This window comes from Calothrix anomala FACHB-343, from assembly GCF_014696435.1.
GTDB lineage: Bacteria > Cyanobacteriota > Cyanobacteriia > Cyanobacteriales > Nostocaceae > Aulosira > Aulosira anomala_A.
In genome coordinates, this window is record NZ_JACJQG010000037.1 from 20,405 (window position 1) to 39,777 (window position 19,373).

The following is a 19,373-nucleotide window of genomic DNA, read 5'->3' on the forward strand; positions in this document are numbered from 1 at the left end:
GAAAATCTATCTTTCCAATGCCCAATGACGCCAGTTGCTACAACGCGGGAAACCCGCGCAACGCACTGGCTCCCCAATGCCCAATGCCCATTTTCCACCTAAGTGAAATTTAAGTACCCCATAGATACTATACAATTTCTTCCCTGTGCTTTTGCTTGGTAAAGTCCCATATCAGCCGCAGCAATTAAAGTATTCTGAGGTAATTGGGGGGTGGGGGTGATAGATGCTAATCCCAGACTGAGGGTAATAAATTCACTGGTTGGGGAATGGGGATGAGGTAATTGTAAGTTGAGAACATGGCGCTGGATATCTTGGGCGATCGCGATCGCTGATTCGACATCAGTATTTGCTAAAATTACCGCAAACTCTTCTCCGCCATAGCGTGCTACTAAACTTGCAGGATGTTGAACAGCAGCAGAGATAGCTTGCGCAATTTGTCTGAGTGCATCGTCTCCGGCTAGATGTCCTAAACTGTCGTTATAAAGCTTAAAGTAATCGACATCGCACAAAATCAAAGAAATTGAGGCGGGTTCTTCGAGCGATCGCTGCCATTGTGCATTCAAGGTATCATCAAAACAGCGTCTATTGGCTACTTGGGTGAGTCCATCGGAAGACGCGAGACGCTGTAATTCTTGATTTGCATCTTGTAATTGCTGGTAAAGTTCCGATTGTTGAATTGCGATCGCTGCTTGACCGGCAAGCTGGTTAAATAAGTTAATCTCGGATTGTTGCCATAATCTTGTGTGACTGCATTGATGGGCAATTAACAGTCCCCATAAACATTCTTTTTGCAAAATTGGCACTACCAAATTGGCTCTGATTTGTAAACTGCGCAACATCTCAAGATGACATGGTGATAATTCAGCAGTTTCAATATCCGCGATCGCTCTACTATTACCTTGTTGGTAGTATGTTGCACGATCGGACTGAAAACAAGTATCAACAATATGCAATCCTAAAATAGAATTACACCCTGGTGCTAAAGATTCAACAGCAACTGAGCCACTCCAATCTTGCTCAAACTTATAAATTATGACTCTATCTACTTGAAACAATTGTCTGACTTCTTCAGCAGTGGTTTGCAAAATTTCTGCTAAATTTAACGATTCGCGAATTCTTTGCGCTACCGATGCGATAACTTTTTCTGACTGCGTTTGCTGTTTAATTAATTGTCCTAAATTTTTATTATCTGGTAAGATAATAATTGAGCGATCGTCCTCAAATTGTGGTGTTGTCTTCACAGGTACTAAATTAGGTTTAGCAATCAAATACCCTTGTGCTAGCGTAGCACCACGTTGTTTTAACCAAGTTAATTCTTCAATATTTTCAATTCCTTCAGCAACAGTTTGGATATTTAATTTCTGAGTAATTTCTAACAATTTTTCGGTAATTGAAGCTTTGTAAATATCTTGATGGACATTGCGAATTAATTGCATATCTAACTTCACAAAATCTGGACGTAGCTGATGCAGCAAATTCAAGCCAGAATAGCCAGAACCCAAGTCATCAAGGGCAATTAAAAATCCGGCATCTCGGTAGTATTTTAAGACAGTTTTCAAATGCTCTAAATCTTGAGGATTGTCTGATTCGACAACTTCAAATACTACCTGTTCATGGGAAATTCCTGCCCGATCGATTGCCTCTACTGTACTGCGCAGGCAAGAAGTTGGATCGTAAACTGCTGTGGGGGAAAAATTGATAAATATCCGACCGCTAACTGCATAGCGACTAAATTGATCGATGGTATTTAGGCGGGCAAGTTGGTCAATTTGTGGTAATAATCCAGCTTCATTTGCTAACTCTAAAATTGATGCTGGTAAGACTAAATCGCCTTTTTCATCTAATCCACGAAGTAGGGATTCATAACCGTAAATTTTAGATGTATCATTAATTAAAACAATCGGTTGAAAATAACTGAGAAATCTTTCCTTGCTTAACATCTCTAGCAACCATTCTGCTTGACCAAATTTGATAAAGCGTTGCAAGGAAGCCATATCGCTAAAATCATGAAGTTGCGGCTGGATAGCACCCTTCATAAACAAAGCTTGAGTTTCTTTTAACTCTCTCGGTGCTAATAATTTAGTCAGATTAAACGCAATTTCTTGTGCTTTTTCGTATTGACAATTTAAACTTAAACCAGAGCGCTCTGGCATTAATTCATAGTCAACAGCAATATGCTTGAGATATGAGGTGACTTTTTTGAGAGTATGGGGAATAGGAAACCACAGAAAGAGCCTGCCTGCTTCCCTATTCTTGCACCATCTAATTTGGCGACAAGTGCAAATTTTGGAATTAGGACATTCTTGGCTCATAGAAGATCGCCTCAATTGATAGGTTTCTTCTAGTATTCCCAGTTTTTTATGTGCAAAAAAACACTACACTTTCCATCGATGAAGATTTGATGTATGAGATATTCAGCTACTTATTACCTAAGTGTATTAATATTAACTTGAGACTTCATAAATTTTTATAACGAGCTGCGATGAGAAATTAGCGCAAAATAGAGATGTAATTTGTTCTCAATTTCACCTTGACTGAAGCTAACCCAGTGCGCAATTTGCAAGAAACTCATTTAAACCGTGCTCGTGCTAGTCTCCGACAAACCTTGTCTTGGTATGGATATCTTCGCAAATCAGGACAACTCGCATCTAACCCAGAATTGGTGGGTTTGGTGAAGCCGGAATTAGAGGCTTTGAGTACTACACTCAACAAGTTAGACTCAAATATCATTAAAATTGCTGCCTTTGGTTTGGTTAGTCGGGGCAAATCGGCAGTATTAAATGCTTTATTGGAAGATAAAATTCTCCAAACTGGCCCCCTCAATGGGGTGACACAATGGCCGCGTTCTGTACGCTGGCAACCAGGAGGTAAAGTCCAAGTAGAATTAATTGATACTCCTGGCTTAGATGAAATTGAGGGGGAATCGCGGGCAAATATGGCGCGGGAAGTAGCGCGCCAAGCAGATTTAATTTTATTTGTTGTTTCTGGCGATATTACCAGAACAGAGTATCAAGCATTACTAGATTTACGGCAGTCACAAAAACCCCTAATTTTAGTATTTAACAAAATTGATTTGTACCCAGATACAGATAGGGCAGCAATTTACGAAAATTTACAGCAATTAGGAGCCGGAAATCCCCAAGCCCAGCCGTTATTACCAGATGAAATTGTCATGGTAGCGGCGGAACCAGCACCAATGGAAGTGCGGGTAGAGTGGCCTGATGGTCGGGTAAGCTATGAATGGGAGACACCACCTACCCAAGTAGAGGAACTCAAACAGACAATTTTAAATATACTGAATCGGGAAGGGCGATCGCTCTTAGCGTTAAATGCACTGATTCAAGCTAGGGAAGCAGAAACCGCGATCGCGCAAAAAACAGTTGATTTACGCGAACAAGAAGCGGAAAATATTATTTGGCAATTTACTAAGTATAAAGCTTTGGTAGTTGGGTTAAATCCCATTGCTGTTTTAGATATTTTAGGTGGCACCATTGCCGATTTATTATTAATTCGCGCTCTAGCTAGGTTGTATGGCTTACCTATCACCAGCTATGAAGCGGGAAAAATTCTCAAAACGATTTTATTGAGTTCTGGCGGCTTATTACTCAGCGAATTAGGTAGTAGTTTATTATTTGGCTTAGGTAAAAGTACAGCCGCCCTGACTAGCGGCGATAATCCTGTTAATATTACCGCTTCTTTCGGCAGTGCGATCGCTCAAGGGGGAATTGCCGGTTATGGAGCCTATGCTGTAGGTAAAGCCGCCCAAGTTTATCTGCAACAAGGCTGCACCTGGGGACAATTAGGCGCTAACACCGTCATTCAAGAAATTCTCTCCCAAGTCGAACCGAATACAATCGTCTATCGCCTGCGCCAGGAGTTAGGCGGGTAGAGGGGCAGGGAGCAGGGGGGAGGGGGCAGGGAGCAGGGAGCAGGGGGGACAAGGGAGATAATTGTACAGACGCGATTCATCGCGTCTCTCGCGATTCATCGCGTCTCTGACAAATGACAAATGACAAATGACCAATGACAACCAACAACGATACCAGCACCTCGGCACAAACTCAATCTCGCAAGGCGGAACATATTCGCATTTGCTTGGAAGAAGATGTTCAATGTCACGAAATCACTAATGGATTAGAACGCTATCGCTTTACTCACTGCTGTTTACCAGAAATTGACCGCAATGATATAGATATTAGTACCCAGTTTTTGGGTAAATCGCTGGGCGCACCGTTGTTAATTTCTTCTATGACGGGAGGAACTGAACAAGCTGGTATCATCAATCGCCGTTTAGCAGAAGTCGCTCAAGTTTATAAATTAGCGATGGGTGTCGGTTCTCAACGTGTAGCGGTGGAAAAACCCCAGGTAGCTGATACTTTTGCGATGCGTAAGTATGCGCCCGATGTGCCGTTATTTGCTAATTTGGGTGCTGTGCAACTTAACTACAAGTATGGTGTAGATGAATGTTTGCGGGTAGTCGAGATTCTGGAAGCTGATGCTTTGATTTTGCACCTCAATCCTCTGCAAGAATGCATTCAATCTCGCGGAGATACTAATTTTCGCGGCTTGCTTGACAAAATAGCGGATGTATGCTTTAAGTTGCCAGTACCAGTCATTGCCAAGGAAGTAGGTAATGGGATTTCTGCAGCGATGGCAGAGAAATTGCTGGCAGCTGGGGTAGCGGCGATTGATGTGGCTGGTGCTGGGGGTACTTCTTGGGCGAAGGTGGAAAGCGAACGAGCGGATAATATATTACAACGCCGCTTGGGTAGGACTTTTGCGGATTGGGGTTTGCCTACAGCAGATTGTATTACAAATATTCGCGCGATCGCTCCTGATGTCCCCTTAATTGCGTCTGGCGGGTTGCGTCATGGATTAGATGTAGCAAAAGCGATGGCTTTAGGTGCAAATATCGCCGGGTTAGCCATGCCATTTTTGCAAGCCGCCGTTGTTTCCGAAGCCGCATTAGTGGATTTAGTTGAGTTGTTAATAGCCGAAATCACGACAGTTTTATTCTGTACGGGGAATGCTAATTTAAATCAATTGCAGCATTCTGACAGTCTAGTGCAATCAAAGGCGATGTGAAATTCTGTGCTAACTCTTCTAAAGCGATACGGCACACATTTACATCTTCATCAACAGTTGCACGGTGTTGCAAGAAGCCGATGGTGTCGGGATCATGTGAAAAATTGCCAGCTAATTCTTGCAAGCTGACACTGCGTACATGGCAATTTTCATCACCAATAGCGCGTTCTTTCAAGAAGCCAATGATATCAGCATCGTCTTGAAAGTTACGCGCTAATTCTCTAATTGCGGTGCAGCGTAACTGGGAATTATCATTAACAGTAGCGCGTTCTTTTAACCAATAGTTGATTTTTAAGTCATCTTTCCAAGTAGCTGCAATTGCTGCGACTGCTTGTGTTTTAATTTCTCCTACTAGTTTGGCGGCTTCACCTGGAAATAAATATTCATAGTAATACAGTAGATTGTATTGTGCGATCGTCTGTAACTGCTCAAGTAAATGATTTGCTGTTGACGCAATTACTGCCCGGTTTTTTACTTCTGCTAAACATTTAGCAGCTAAAAATAAATTGATAAATTTCTTACCTGCGCCATTTTGATTCATTAAAAAATCAATAATTATCCCTACAAACTTAGCGTCAATCATCCCCGCAATCAGGCGCAATACTTCATGCCAAGTTTCATCTTGCCAATATTTACCAAATACTTCTAATTTGAGTTGTTCTAAAGAAAGTGTTTGGGTTTCTTTAAACTTCCAGACAAATTCCCAAGCACAAAAATATTCTAAAAATGTGCGATGGACAAAAGCATAGTAATCTGCACCTAAATAACACAACATAAAGTTACGGGTTCGCAGTTGATGAATTAATACTTTGGCTTTATCTCTAGCATTGCTCACTTCAATACTTTTTAAATATGTAGTAAAAATCTGCTCTAAATTTCTAGCAGTCATTAAATTTCCGGCAACCTCTTGATTACTGGTTTGCATATAATAAGCAACTTGGCGTAACATTGCTTGTTTATCTTGATAATCAATTGTTGCTGGCATATATCGTTCATTCATTAAGGCGCGTTCTACATCCCATTTATACAGCAATAATTCTGAAGCCTTTTTATATAATTTCGCTCTATCTCTTGGTAATTCTTGGTTACGGTTAAGAATTGCCATCATTGTTAATAGCAAGGGGTTAGCTGCTAATTCGGCAATTGCTTTGGAAGTTTTGATTGATTTTTGAAATCGTTGTTTTCTTCTCTGTTTATCTGCCGCAAATGTAAAAGTTAAATTATGCCAGCGATTGATAAAATCTTGAATTTGTTCGTTATTTAAATCTTGCAGCATAAAGTGGCGAAATTGTGCATCTCGCAAACGTTGGGGTTTATAACCAATGATGCGAGAAGTTACAATTACTTGAACCTTAGGGTAATCGTTACTAAAGCAATGGATAGCTGTAATTATATCGTCGCGTTGTCCAGTATCGAATACTTCATCTAAACCATCAAACATCACTAAAGCATTACCAGCTTTTAGCTGTGCTTGTAATTGATGCTGATTGAGGTGAGAAATTGCACCGGGACTTTGATGGAAAAATTCCAAAAAGTTTTTGCAATGTCCATCGTTATAATTGCGGATATAAGCGCGTAATTCAATTAGTAACGGAATGGCTGGAACATCGAATCCAGGTTTACCGATTTTATCGAGAGTTTTTTCTACCCAATCTAAAGCTAGGTATTGCAATAATGTAGACTTACCGGAACCTGGATCGCCTAAAATGACTATATATTTATAAGTTTCTGGTTGATTGATAATTTCCAACACCGAACGCATTGGTTGTTCCAAATAAGCACGTTTATATAGTTCTATTTCTTCAGGAATAATTGCTGCTGATTCTAGTTGATGATTTGCTTGTAATCGCCGCAAATGTTCTTTAGGTAGTTCGTAAACTTGAGGTAATACTTGATGAATTTCGCGGACATTCGGCGGAGTAAATATCTGCCACAATCGCAGTTCGTTATAAGCATAACCACTGGTATCTAAACTATCTAATTTTAAATTGACATAGCACTCGCGAATTGCTTCTTGATATTTGCGTAAGTCAAAATCAGGAATAATACCAACTGTTGCTTGGGTATATTTCTCAATGGCTTTGAGATTACGTGTGTTAAGTAACTCCCGTAAATCTTCTGTTTCTGAAAGAATCTGCTGACATTTTCTTAAATAACGATCTGCTACTAATTGCCAATTAAATTTAGCTGGTAACGTAGGTAAATACAGGTAGTCCCAGATACTTTCTAGGCTTTGGTAATCTATCTCATCACAATCAATGTCAAAACCCTTCGCTAAGATTTCTTGCACAGATTTGTGGTGAATAAACTGCTTTAGCGGTTCAGCAAATATATTGATATCTTCATCCGCTAGCTTGCGTAAATTTAATTCATCTTCGATTAATTGCAAAAATTCTCTAAGCGCTTTAGCAACAGCTTTCTGCATTTTATCTTGCTGTAACATTGTTGCTACTTTCTGCAATCTATTTTTCAGAAAATCCTTAGCATATTCTTTAGTGATGTCTTTAAAGAAGTCTTCGTTGACAATAGACTTAACTAGCAAACCCACAGCGTTTTTCGCTACCAAACCAACTATCCATTCCAGCATAAAACTTTTACCTGTAATCGCTCTTGACTACGAGTATACACACCAGATTTAGTAATTTTCTCTTATATTCAGGTAATTAAATGAATAATATTCCCTGAGAGATATATCTCTTGCAAATACTCTTTGCTCTATTCCTAAGATGTGGCGTTAGTAATATAAGTTCCCATGATTAAGGATGTAAGTATTTAAATGATTAGGGTAATATAATCAACAAAAGTGACTAGTTAAATAAACTATGTAAGTATAAGTAATTTTTTCTAAAATATTACTTATACTACTCTAATTATCGGCGTTTTTTGGCAGGAAGAATTATAGGTAAATACTTGTGTATAACCTGAATTAATGTTTAAGTGTATTAGATTTTTTCCATGAATTTATATTTTTTAGCAAAAATTCCAAATATTCTGCTTTGTGAAAACATGCTAGATGTATAAATCTATTACAAAATGCAACTATAGGATTCATATTTGATTTTTGAACAAATACGTAGGGGAGCCAGTCGCATGGGCGGGTTTCCCGACTTGAGCGAACTGGCGTTGTGTTGTCGCGCAGCGCAACGCACCAAATCCCATAATACGGTGCGTTATCACGAAGTGTAACGCACCCTACCTATACTTAGATTTTTTCAGAAATCAAATCGGATTCCTATATTCCTGAAAAATAAATAGTTTTTGGCGACTAATTAAGTATTTATTTGCCGAAAATAGTAGTATTTAAAACGTAAAAAATACATAAGTTTTATTAACAAAGTGGTGACATTTTTACCTAATTTTGTCCCAAGTTCCATAATAGAACTGAGAGTCATCGAGAAAGGAATGGTTGACTATGTATCTAACCGATCCACCTCATCCCCCTAAATAAGTCTTGCAACCTAATACCAATTCAAATAATCTTTGCGACACATCAAAATATTCTCGAGGGCATGGCAGTGCCAGTGCCCCTACAATCTGTCGCATTCTTTTTTCCAATTGGTATAACCTGCTTTTTACTACCTTCTCATCCCTTGGGTTTCCCTGCAACCAGAGATTGTTTGCCATCCAAGTTACTTTGTAGTATACTTGTAGTATGTAAACCTTACTGCTGAGGCGGTAATAATTTGTTGCATCAATAATCAAGGAAGTTATTATGGTTCCCCGAGAACGTATCCGAAACATTGGTATTTCTGCTCACATCGACTCTGGTAAAACTACACTGTCAGAGCGCATTCTCTTCTATACAGGCAGAATCCATGCAATTGAAGAAGTACGGGGAGGTGGCAAGGGTGCAACGATGGATTTTATGCCTGAAGAAAAGTTACATGGTATTACCATTACTTCAGCCGCGACAACTTGTCAGTGGCACAATACGCAAATTAATTTAATTGATACACCAGGACATGTTGATTTTACGATAGAAGTAGAGCGCGCTCTGCGGGTATTGGATGGGGCGGTAATGGTGCTGTGTGCGGTTGCGGGGGTGCAATCCCAATCAATTACTGTGGATCGTCAGATGAAGCGCTATCGCGTACCCCGCATTGCATTTATCAACAAAATGGATCGCATCGGTGCAAATCCATTTCGGGTGGTGCAAGCTATGCGCGATCGCTTGCAGTTAAATGCCATACTACTTCAGTATCCTATTGGTAGCGAAGATCAATTTCAAGGGGTCATTGACCTAATTGAAATGGAAGCTTCCTATTTTGCAGGTGAAAACGGCGAAAATTGGGTGAAACAATCAATTCCTGACGCCCTTGTTGAAGAGGCACAGCAAGCCAGAGAAAAACTGCTGGATGCTTTGTCATTCTTCTCTGAAGCGATGACAGAGATGTTATTGGAAGGTAAGGAAGTTCCCAAAGAATTAATTTGGCAAACTATTCGCCAAGCCACCTTAACTTTGCAACTGACACCAGTATTGCTAGGTTCGGCATTCAAAAATAAAGGCGTACAAAATTTACTAGATGCGATCGCCTATTATCTCCCATCGCCGGTAGACAGGGAAATCGTCAAAACTGTAGAGTCTGTTAGCCTGTACCCCAATCCTGACGATCCTTTAGTGGCATTGGCGTTTAAACTCACTGTAGAATCCTTTGGACAGTTAACCTACACCCGAATTTATTCGGGGACATTAAAACAGGGCGATACTGTTTACAACGCCCGTACTCAACAACGGGTGCAAATTGGGCGCTTGGTGAGAATGCACGCTAACAAGCGCGAAGAGGTGAAGGTTGCTGAAGCTGGGGATATTATCGCCATGCTGGGTATCGATTGCGCCTCTGGAGATACCTTTTACTCTGGAGAAACACTAGTATCTTTAGAAAAAATGTATGTACCAGAACCAGTAATTACACTGGCAGTGACGCCGAAAAAACAAGAAGATAGCGATCGCCTTTCCAAAGCACTCAATCGTTTCCAAAAAGAAGATCCTACCTTTAAGTTGAGCATAGATCCCGAATCAGGAGCTACTCTAATTTCGGGGATGGGCGAACTGCATTTAGAAATCTACTTGGAACGCATTCAACGGGAATATAGCACGGAGGTGTATGTTGGTAAACCCGCAGTTGCCTATCGGGAAACTATTGGTCAAAAAGCATACTTTGATTATCGACTGAGAAAACAAAGCGGTGGTTCTGGACAATACGCCCATGTCAGTGGTTGGATTGAACCTACAGAAGAACCCTTTGTATTTGAAAACCGAGTAGTTGGCGGTGCAATTCCTAAAGAATATATTCCTGGTTGCGAAAAAGGTTTCCGCGAAGCTATGCAATCGGGGATTTTAGAAGGTTATCCTGTTACCGGGGTAAAAGTCGTTCTCGAAAGCGGTTCCTATCACTCGGTAGATTCGTCAGAATTGGCTTTTCGTTCAGCTTCCCATCAAGCCTTAGAAGAAGCGATTAACAAAGCCAAAGCCTATATTCTCGAACCAATTATGCTTGTAGAAGTGGAAACACCTAACGAGTATTTAGGTAGAGTTCAGGGCGATATCTCCTCCCGTCGCGGTTTGCTGTTGGGTTCCCAAACTATGCAAACATACTCTGTAATTCGGGCGGAAGTACCTCTAGCGCGCATGTTTGGCTATTCTACAGACTTGCGATCGCAAACTGCGGGTATGGCAACTTTCACAATGGAATTTGCCTGTTACAGACAAGCGAGTAACCAATAGTTGATATAACAAGAAGGTAGACAATATTGTTTACCTTTTTGTTAATTTCCGGAATTTTTACTACTGCTGTAAAAATGCCAACTTACCTTGCTTGCTTATGAATATTCCCCAAAGTCAATCAACAGCAGATGGGTTCACAAATACACCCATCAACAAAATCTACGATGTTATCATAGTTGGTGCTGGCCCTATTGGTTTAGCCACTGCTGTTGGTTTACGCAAACGTGGTATTGACAATATTCTCGTCATAGATCAAACTCGTGCTTTTCGTCAAGTTGGTCAGGTTGTGGATCTTCTGCCTAACGGATTAAAAGCTCTAAAATATTTAGACGAGCGCGCATATCAAGCAGTCAAAACAGCGAATCTGACTTTCACTAATTACCAGCCTGCTGAAGAAGAGAAAACCACCGCAGTCATTGAACCAAAACTTCCTAAACCTTCACTAGAATGGGTTTCAAAAAACTTCCAGGGGCAGAAAGTTCGCGCAATTCCTCTGAGTTTTGATGTTTGGTTTAGTGAGTATGGCGAAGGTCGAGTTTCCATTTCTTGGTATAATTTACAAACTGCCTTAAGACAACTACTTCCAGAAGACCAAGTTAAACCGAATCACCGTTGTATTAATGTAGTAGATGAGCCTGAATTAGGCTGCATTCGCATTGATTGTGTTAGTAGTGCGAATGTTGAGGCTAATCCATATGCATATTGGTTAGATACACAGTCTGAAAATTCAGACAGTACGCCTCAACCATCACTGACAAAATCATTCCGCGCTAAGTTAATTGTTGCCGCAGACGGAATTAACTCTACAGTGCGTCAGATACTTTATGCTGATAGCTCTAACCTACCTTTTGCCACACCAGAATATTCTGGATTTGCGGCAATATCTTGTCGAGAAATACTCGATATTCCCCAAGAACTGCGATCGCATATTGAAGAAAAATTTTTGGCAGAATCGCCAATTCTTACAGTAGCTAACTACGATCTGAGCAATCGCGCTTTTAGTGAAACGCCCAGAATGTTGTTAATGAATAGACAAAGTATGGGCTATTTACTGCATGTAGCTGTACCTTTGGAGTCACTGTCAGGGAAGTCTGGTAGTGATTTGCGTAACTTAGGGCTGCAAGAGTTAGAAAAAGCTGGATTTCCTAAAGTACTACAAGAATTAGTGCAATTATCTCCACCAGAAAATATTTTTCAACGTCCTTATTACATTCATCGTGCTGCTATGGATGAAAATATCTTACCAAGTTGGAGTGCAGGACGAGTTGTATTAGTTGGTGATGCTGCACATGGTATGCCTCCTTTTATGGCTCAAGGAGCTAATCAAGGATTAGAAGATGCAATGGTAATGACAACATTAATTACTAATATTGCTCAAGAAAATCATTGGCATAACCAGCAAGCTATAGCCTCAGCTTTCGATAAATATGAACGTCTTCGTCGCCCGTTTATGGAATATATTCAACAGGCAACATTAACCCAATTTCCCCACTCTTCAAACCAAGCATGGCAAGAGTATAGCAACAAAGTCTACAGACGCAACTTTGAGCAAATAACTTCGGAATTATTAGTTTAATTTACATATAGGATTCATATTTGATTTTTGAACAAATACGTAGGGGAGCCAGTCGCATGGGCGGGTTTCCCACGCCAGTCCGCACAACGGGGGGAACCCCCGCAAGCGGCTGGCTCGACTTGAGCGAACTGGCGTTGTGTTGTCGCGCAGCGCAACGCACCAACTCCCATAATACGGTGCGTTACACTTCGTGATAACGCACCCTACTGGACTGACACAGCTAAAATGTTGCAATAAATTTCTTCTCTTCTCTCTGTGTTCTCTGCGCCTCTGCGGTTTATTAATGCACTATTTTAGCCTTGCCTCGCCACTACATATACTTAGATTTTTTCAGAAATCAAATCGGATTCCTATATAGCAATCCTAAATCATTTGTGAAATTTACTAATTCTCATTTTTTTCTCTTCTCCTTGGCGTACTTGGCGGCTTGGCGGTTCATTAAAAAAATATTTTCACAACTCAGATGGGATTGCTATATTTGGGTATAACCATTTCATTATTGCTTTGGAAATGCCTACTATCCAAGGTATGAAATCAAATAATAACCTTAGCTAGTGATAAGAAAAAAATCTGCTGGCTATGATAGTTTAAGCGTATTTTTTCAGCCTCTGTTGCCAAGGCTAAGTCATAAATTAATTGCTGTGACTTTCAACGTAACAAAAATAAGCGGAGCATAATCTATGCAGGCAGATGAACTCCTAAAAAACTATGCTGCTGGTACAAGAGACTTTACAGGTATTAACCTCAGCGAAGCAAATTTGCGAGAAGTAAATCTCAGTGGCGCAATATTAGATAGAGCAATTTTAGATGGCGCAAATCTGAGTCATGCAAATTTAAGCCATACTAGCTTAGTTGAGGCAGATTTAAATGGAGCTAATTTGAGTGATGCTAACCTGACAGAAAGTAATTTAACTGGTGCAATATTGGATGGCGCAATATTAGACGGTGCTGTTTTAGATGGCGCGAATTTAACTCAGGCTGATTTAACTGTTGCTAAATTAATTGAAGCAAATCTCAGTGAAGCAGAGTTAACCGAAGCTACTTTAGTTGCTGCAAATTTAGATAAGGCTGATTTGAGCGGTGCAGACTTAACTGTAGCAGATTTGACTCAGGCGAATTTGGCGCAAGCAGACTTAAATCAAGCAAATTTAAGTGGTGCAAATCTAGAAAAAGCTAATTTGGAAGGCACAATTCTAGATGAGAATAGTTAAATGAGTTTTTTGTCCTTTGTTATAGCAATGCAACAAAGATTTGCGGTATATTAATTATTTTTGCTTCAGCAAATTGTTATCAAAACCACCGAATTTAGTCCAGAATAGGAATTGACAAAAAATGCCAAGCGATAAATTATGAGGTGCTTGGCATAGATGCTATTTCAGATAAAAATAATGAGCGAGAATGTTTTATACTCCCAGCAATGCTACAGGAAAATTCGCTCACTATTACTGACGTAAAAGCTGCTTACAATCGGCTTTTGGGAATTTCCCAACAAACACCAGTGCTAACTTCCAGAACAGTGAATGAACTGACTCATAGCGAGGTGTTTTTTAAGTGCGAAAACTTTCAACGCGCAGGGGCTTTTAAGTTTAGAGGTGCATATAACGCATTAACACAGCTATCTCAAGCCCAAAAACAACAAGGGGTGATTACTTTTTCATCGGGGAATCACGCACAGGCGATCGCACTGGCGGGAAAATTACTCAATATCCCCACAACTATTGTTATGCCCGATGATGCACCCGCAGTCAAGCAAACAGCTACTCGCGGTTATGGGGCGGAGGTGATTCTCTACAATCGCCACAATACTAATCGGGAAGAACTCACCCAAAGTTTAGCCCGCGATCGCAATTTGAAACTCATTCCCCCTTACGATCATCCCCAAATCGTCGCCGGACAAGGTACAGCTGCTTTAGAATTAATCCAGGAAGTAGGCGAACTCGACTTTTTATTAGTACCTTGCGGTGGTGGTGGTTTACTATCCGGATGCGCGATCGCAACTAAAGCACTATCGCCAAAATGTCGGGTAATTGGCGTTGAACCCGAATTAGCCGATGATGCTACTCGTTCCTTTTACAGCAAAACTCTGCAAACTGTCCATAACCCGAATACAATTGCTGATGGTGCGCGTACTCCTAGCTTGGGGAAAATTACCTTTCCTATCATCTTGAATTACGTTGATGATATGGTCACAGTCTCAGAATCAGCAATTATCCGCACCATGTTTTTTCTTTGGGAACGCCTCAAAATAGTTGTTGAACCCACAGGAGTATTAGCCGCAGCAGCTTTACTAGAAGGTATTGTTACAGTACCAGTAGCCAGGATTGGAATTATTCTCAGTGGCGGAAATGTCGATTTAACAGAGATTTACAACCTCAAACAATAGCCTATCACTGAGGGGAGGGGGTAGGGGGCAGGGAAGCAAATTACGTATTAAATAGGCGGTTTTTAGTATCAGTAATTACCATTACTTAAATATTAAATCTTGTTGAATAATTTGTGGGGTAAGACCCCGCAAATTGAAAAAATAGATTTAAAGTTTTGCAATTAATTTGATGAGGATTTTTTAGATTGCTTGTGACGACGTAATGCTCAAGTTAGAATATGATTGTTTATCAACAAAATAAACTATATTTTTGGCGATAGTCGGCCTTAATTTAACGTGTGAATTATCCAGGAAATCTACATGTATATGCCCCAGCACTGATATCTTTAGAAGAACGTGACTGGAAAGTTATGACTGAATTATTTGATAGGGAAGATAGTGATGAAATTGAAACTGATATCCGTAATAGTCTACTGTTGATGATTCCTGAACCATGTTGGGAAGACGATCCTTTTGACTTCCTGAGTGAATATCTTTAAAAATTTAGTTTTTGGCAACTTTTAAACAACATTTAAACGACTGAGGAAAATACGTAGGCGATCGCTTTGAGGATAAGTTAAAACTTCATGGGCTGAACCTTGTTCCACGACAACGCCGCGATCTAAAAATATGACTCGATGCGCGACTTCTCGCGCAAATTGCATTTCATGGGTAACGACTACCATTGTCATTCCTTCCGCCGCTAATTGCTGCATGACTTGTAGCACTTCACCAACCAATTCGGGATCTAAAGCGCTGGTAGGTTCATCAAACAACATAATCTGCGGATTCATACATAAACTCCGCGCAATCGCTACACGTTGTTTTTGTCCCCCAGAAAGTTGTTCTGGATAGGCTGATGCTTTATCAAACAGCCCGACTTTTTCTAGATATAATCCGGCTAATTGAGCGCTTTCTTTGGGTGTTTTCCCTAAAACTTTACGGGGAGCAAGTGTGAGATTTTCTAATACGCTGAGGTGGGGAAATAAGTTAAATTGTTGAAAAACCATACCCACTTGGGTTCTCAGTTCCCGCAATTGAGTGTAGTTAATCTCAGATTGTGATAAATCTATACCATTAACTATTAAACGCCCGTGATTAATGGTTTCTAAACGATTAAAACAACGCAGTAAAGTACTTTTACCACAGCCGGAAGAACCAATCACCGCCACTACCTCGCCGCGATTGATTTCGCCTGTGATTCCTTGAAGAACTTTTAGGGAACCGAAGCTTTTTTCGATATTCTCAAAAGTAATCGCTGATGGGAAATTGTTCATGAGATTTGAGGGAAATCAATAATGGCTGGATTGGCTCAGGTACCTTGGCTAAACTCGTTAGTCGCTACAGTATTGAGTTTATTTTTACTCGTTGGCTGTAGCGTTAATTCTACTTTAGGAAAAACTCTGCGGGTTGCTAATGAACCAGCGTTTCCACCTTTTGAGTTTCTCGGAAGTGGCGGTAAGTTGCAAGGTTTTTCGATTGATTTGATGCAGGCGATCGCAACTGCGGCTAATTTTAAAATAGAAATTCAAAGCATACCCTTTGATGGTATGATCCCAGCTTTGCAAGCTAAAACCGTAGATGCGGCAATTAGTTCGATTACCATTAGCGAAGAGAGAAGCAAAACAGTTTCCTTTTCTCGTCCTTATTTTAAAGCGGGATTAGCGATCGCCATTCGCGCAGACAATCAAGATATTACTAACCTGGATACGCTGCAAAATAAACGAATTGCTGTACAAATTGGTACAACTGGCGCTAAAAAAGCCCAGAGTATTCCCGGAGCAAAAATTCGCAGTTTTGATTCTGCACCCCTAGCCCTGCAAGAATTAGCCAATGGTAATGTGGATGCAGTCATTAACGATGCTACCGTAACTTTATACGCCATTAATACTGGCAATCTCAAGGGGTTAAAAGTAGTAGAGCAATTGGTCACAGAAGAATATTATGGCATTGCCACAGCGCAAAACTCAGCAAATCTAGTATTAATTAACGACGGACTCGATAAAATCCTCAAAAATGGCACCTACGCCCAAATTTATCGCCAATGGTTTAAAGCCGAGCCTCCAAACTTACCAGCTACATCACCTTTCGAGCAACAAACGGGTAGCACCAGTGGCATATTCTATTCATTAAACATCATTTGGCGTTCTTTCCCCATACTTCTACAAGGCGTATTGGTGACATTACAATTAACAGTACTATCTGTAGTTCTGGGATTAATTGGTGGTTCCCTGCTAGGTATGATTCGCCTTTCCCAGATCGCATATTTGCGTTGGTTGGCGCGCGCTTATATAGATTTTTTCCGAGGAACGCCTTTACTCGTGCAGATTTTTATGATTTATTTTGGCATACCTGCACTCATCCAAGAACTTGGTTTAACTTTTTCTTTCGATCGCTTAATTGCAGGGGTAATCGCCTTAACATTAAATAGCGCCGCCTATATTGCAGAAATCGTCCGCGCTGGGATTCAATCAATAGAACCAGGACAAGCTGAAGCTTCACAATCTCTTGGTTTAAGTTCTTTGCAAACCATGCGTTATGTAGTTTTCCCTCAAGCTTTCCGCCGGATGATTCCACCTTTGGGGAATGAATTTATTAGTTTATTGAAAGATACTACTTTAGTTTCTGTAATTGGCTTGGAAGAACTTACCCGCAAAGGACAGTTGATTGTTGCAGATAATTATCGCGCCTTTGAGATTTACGTTGCTGTAGCGATATTATACCTCTGCTTAACACTGCTATCTTCTCAAGCATTTAGTCGCCTAGAAGTCTGGATGAATCCGGTGAAACGTTCTTGAATTATTTGTCAGAGGCAGAGACGCGATGAATCAGAGACGCGATGAATCAGAGACGCGATGAATCAGAGACGCGATGAATCGCGTCTCTACAAGATGTTCCCCTGTATAAATTTATTTTCGGGGAAAATTAATCTGTATTAATGCCTTGATTTCCAGCCTAAATTTACCGATACTGAGTAATTGCAGGCATTGCCCCAAAATCAACATGAAATCTCTGCACCGTCCAGATCTCTATGGTTGGTCTCATTTTAATCCCGCTAGAAATATTGATTTCAACGGGATTGCTTGGATTCGTCCCCAAGGGAATATTCTCATCGATCCAGTGGCTTTATCAAACCATGATTGGAATCACATTACATCCCTGGGTGGTGTAGCTTGGATTGTAGTGACAAATTCCGATCATATTAGGTCAACTCCAGAAATTGCTAATCAAACTTATGCCAAAATAGCAGCACCAGCAGGAGAGAAAGATAATTTTCCCATAGCTTGCGATCGCTGGTTGGTTGATGGTGAAGAGGTAGTTCCGGGATTAAAGGTGATTGAACTCCAAGGTTCTAAAACCCCTGGTGAATTAGCGCTATTACTAGAGGAAACAACTTTAATTACTGGAGATTTAGTCAGGGCGCACAAAGCCGGTAATTTGACCATTTTACCACAAGAAAAGCTGGTAAATCGCCAAGAAGCAGTGGCATCTGTGCAGAGATTAGCAGCGCTAACTGAGGTAGAAGCTGTATTAGTTGGGGATGGGTGGTCAATTTTTCGCGATGGACGCGATCGCTTAAAGGAACTTGTGGCAAGTTTATAGTTATTTAGGCGATCGGATTGAGTCAAGATGCGATCGCCAAGTAAATTAATTATTAGCGATCCAAACGCGCTTTGAGATCGGCTGCAAAGTCTTCATATCTTCTCAGGGGAGTTACCTCTACCTGAACGCGCTGACCATTTTTCTGGATAATGGGTAAATCTAAGAGAATTTGATCCAACAGATCGGGAGTAGGAACATTAACAATCGCAATGACCCTTCTGGTACCAACACACTTCCATAAATCTACAACTACCCCTGCTTCTTTTGCTTTGAGCGCCGCATCAGCTTCTTCCGCCCAAATTGCAAATAGTTCTTTCTGAGATACATTATCAGGGTATTCTACATGAAAATCTAAGTGGTACAGCATAATAATTCACATCTTTAACCAACCACTAGATATAGTATCAGGATGATTGCTTAGAGACGCGATGAATCGCGTCTGTACAATTGTCATTGGTAAGATTTTTTAGATTAATCGTCATCATCGTCATCTACAGAATTTAGTGATTCCTCAGTAGTTCCAGATTTATGATGACTTTTATGGCTAAAAAATAGGCGTTTGAGCTTTTTTACGCCGCTTAAGGTTATTAAAGTCAGTATTCCTCCTAATAATCCCATTTGCCACAAACCACAGCCAATAGCTGCACCTAGTCCTGCCGCAGTCCAAATACAAGCAGCAGTGGTTAAGCCACGTACTTTTGGCGTAGTCGATTTTCTTGGCGATTCTTGAAGAATCAACCCCGCACCGAGAAACCCTACACCAGTTGCGACACCCTGAATTGTGCGACTCAACGCATTGGTAGACACAAAGGTACTATCGCCTTCAGCCTGCAAAGGTATCATTACAAATAAGGCCGCTCCCATACTTACCAGCATGAACGTTCTCATCCCTGCTGGTCTACCTCCTTGCTGACGATTCCAGCCGATCGTGCAGCCTACTATCAAGGCTAGAGTCAGTCTGAAGGCTATATCTAGCCAATCATCAGCATGAATTAACATCGGCCCCATTATTATATTGCTCC

14 protein-coding genes are annotated in these 19,373 nt (G+C 40.7%); 9 read left to right on the forward strand and 5 right to left on the reverse strand.

The window, feature by feature from the left end; all coding sequences use genetic code 11:
- Window positions 1-98 precede the first annotated feature (98 nt).
- Window positions 99-2,312 carry an EAL domain-containing protein gene (locus tag H6G08_RS20710; protein ID WP_190546302.1) on the reverse strand — a complete coding sequence of 738 codons (2,214 nt, stop codon included), beginning with the start codon at window positions 2,310-2,312 and terminating at the stop codon, window positions 99-101.
- Between the two features lie 236 nt (window positions 2,313-2,548).
- On the opposite strand from H6G08_RS20710, the gene H6G08_RS20715 reads away from it, so the two are divergent.
- Both H6G08_RS20715 and fni read left to right on the forward strand, forming a co-directional pair.
- Window positions 2,549-3,889 (forward strand): GTP-binding protein, encoded by a 1,341-nt coding sequence (locus tag H6G08_RS20715; RefSeq protein WP_190546389.1) that lies wholly within the window; start codon window positions 2,549-2,551, stop codon window positions 3,887-3,889.
- Window positions 3,890-4,023: 134 nt separating this feature from the next.
- A complete protein-coding gene (fni, locus tag H6G08_RS20720) occupies window positions 4,024-5,085 on the forward strand; it encodes a type 2 isopentenyl-diphosphate Delta-isomerase (protein WP_190546304.1) in 1,062 nt (353 codons plus the stop codon).
- On the opposite strand, the gene H6G08_RS20725 is transcribed toward fni, so the two are convergent.
- Window positions 5,030-7,672, reverse strand: coding sequence for an NACHT domain-containing protein (locus tag H6G08_RS20725; protein ID WP_190546306.1), 2,643 nt, complete (start codon window positions 7,670-7,672; stop codon window positions 5,030-5,032). The genes fni and H6G08_RS20725 overlap by 56 nt on opposite strands.
- Window positions 7,673-8,797: 1,125 nt before the next feature.
- Here H6G08_RS20725 and fusA point away from each other — a divergent pair.
- From fusA to H6G08_RS37225, 5 genes are all read left to right on the forward strand, one after another.
- Window positions 8,798-10,810: an elongation factor G gene (gene fusA / locus H6G08_RS20730; RefSeq protein WP_190546308.1), complete on the forward strand. Its 2,013-nt coding sequence runs from the start codon at window positions 8,798-8,800 to the stop codon at window positions 10,808-10,810.
- A 97-nt stretch (window positions 10,811-10,907) separates the two neighbouring features.
- Complete coding sequence (locus tag H6G08_RS20735; RefSeq protein ID WP_190546310.1) at window positions 10,908-12,386, forward strand: FAD-dependent oxidoreductase; 1,479 nt, start codon at window positions 10,908-10,910, stop codon at window positions 12,384-12,386.
- 680 nt (window positions 12,387-13,066) lie between these two features.
- Window positions 13,067-13,597: a pentapeptide repeat-containing protein gene (locus H6G08_RS20740; protein ID WP_190546312.1), complete on the forward strand. Its 531-nt coding sequence runs from the start codon at window positions 13,067-13,069 to the stop codon at window positions 13,595-13,597.
- 206 nt (window positions 13,598-13,803) lie between these two features.
- Window positions 13,804-14,769, forward strand: a complete 966-nt coding sequence (locus tag H6G08_RS20745; RefSeq protein WP_190546314.1) for a threo-3-hydroxy-L-aspartate ammonia-lyase — start codon at window positions 13,804-13,806, stop codon at window positions 14,767-14,769.
- Between the two features lie 278 nt (window positions 14,770-15,047).
- Window positions 15,048-15,248, forward strand: a complete 201-nt coding sequence (locus H6G08_RS37225) for a hypothetical protein (RefSeq protein ID WP_096643518.1) — start codon at window positions 15,048-15,050, stop codon at window positions 15,246-15,248.
- A gap of 21 nt (window positions 15,249-15,269) precedes the next feature.
- Here H6G08_RS37225 and H6G08_RS20755 read toward each other — a convergent pair whose 3' ends face one another.
- Complete coding sequence (locus H6G08_RS20755) at window positions 15,270-16,025, reverse strand: amino acid ABC transporter ATP-binding protein (protein ID WP_190546316.1); 756 nt, start codon at window positions 16,023-16,025, stop codon at window positions 15,270-15,272.
- Between the two features lie 21 nt (window positions 16,026-16,046).
- Between H6G08_RS20755 and H6G08_RS20760 the strand changes: the two genes are divergently transcribed.
- Both H6G08_RS20760 and H6G08_RS20765 read left to right on the forward strand, forming a co-directional pair.
- On the forward strand, window positions 16,047-17,546 hold the full coding sequence (locus H6G08_RS20760; RefSeq protein WP_190546317.1) for an ABC transporter permease subunit: 1,500 nt from the start codon (window positions 16,047-16,049) through the stop codon (window positions 17,544-17,546).
- Window positions 17,547-17,751: 205 nt separating this feature from the next.
- A complete protein-coding gene (locus H6G08_RS20765; protein WP_190546319.1) occupies window positions 17,752-18,351 on the forward strand; it encodes an MBL fold metallo-hydrolase in 600 nt (199 codons plus the stop codon).
- 52 nt (window positions 18,352-18,403) lie between these two features.
- Here the strand turns inward: H6G08_RS20765 and H6G08_RS20770 are convergent, their stop codons facing one another.
- Window positions 18,404-18,718 carry a muconolactone Delta-isomerase family protein gene (locus H6G08_RS20770; protein ID WP_190546321.1) on the reverse strand — a complete coding sequence of 105 codons (315 nt, stop codon included), beginning with the start codon at window positions 18,716-18,718 and terminating at the stop codon, window positions 18,404-18,406.
- 104 nt (window positions 18,719-18,822) lie between these two features.
- Entirely contained in the window at window positions 18,823-19,359 is a 537-nt protein-coding gene (locus H6G08_RS20775) for an MgtC/SapB family protein (protein WP_199322675.1), read from the reverse strand.
- Between the last annotated feature and the right edge of the window lie 14 nt (window positions 19,360-19,373).

What these genes read in the sequence shown, in the direction of transcription:
- H6G08_RS20710 (WP_190546302.1), bottom strand. Translation starts at nt 2,312, where the DNA reads ATGAGCCAAGAATGTCCTAATTCCAAAATTTGCACTTGTCGCCAAATT.
- fni (WP_190546304.1), top strand. Translation starts at nt 4,024, where the DNA reads ATGACAACCAACAACGATACCAGCACCTCGGCACAAACTCAATCTCGC.
- H6G08_RS20725 (WP_190546306.1), bottom strand. Translation starts at nt 7,672, where the DNA reads ATGCTGGAATGGATAGTTGGTTTGGTAGCGAAAAACGCTGTGGGTTTG.
- fusA (WP_190546308.1), top strand. Translation starts at nt 8,798, where the DNA reads ATGGTTCCCCGAGAACGTATCCGAAACATTGGTATTTCTGCTCACATC.
- H6G08_RS20735 (WP_190546310.1), top strand. Translation starts at nt 10,908, where the DNA reads ATGAATATTCCCCAAAGTCAATCAACAGCAGATGGGTTCACAAATACA.
- H6G08_RS20740 (WP_190546312.1), top strand. Translation starts at nt 13,067, where the DNA reads ATGCAGGCAGATGAACTCCTAAAAAACTATGCTGCTGGTACAAGAGAC.
- H6G08_RS20745 (WP_190546314.1), top strand. Translation starts at nt 13,804, where the DNA reads ATGCTACAGGAAAATTCGCTCACTATTACTGACGTAAAAGCTGCTTAC.
- H6G08_RS20755 (WP_190546316.1), bottom strand. Translation starts at nt 16,025, where the DNA reads ATGAACAATTTCCCATCAGCGATTACTTTTGAGAATATCGAAAAAAGC.
- H6G08_RS20760 (WP_190546317.1), top strand. Translation starts at nt 16,047, where the DNA reads ATGGCTGGATTGGCTCAGGTACCTTGGCTAAACTCGTTAGTCGCTACA.
- H6G08_RS20765 (WP_190546319.1), top strand. Translation starts at nt 17,752, where the DNA reads ATGAAATCTCTGCACCGTCCAGATCTCTATGGTTGGTCTCATTTTAAT.
- H6G08_RS20770 (WP_190546321.1), bottom strand. Translation starts at nt 18,718, where the DNA reads ATGCTGTACCACTTAGATTTTCATGTAGAATACCCTGATAATGTATCT.
- H6G08_RS20775 (WP_199322675.1), bottom strand. Translation starts at nt 19,359, where the DNA reads ATGGGGCCGATGTTAATTCATGCTGATGATTGGCTAGATATAGCCTTC.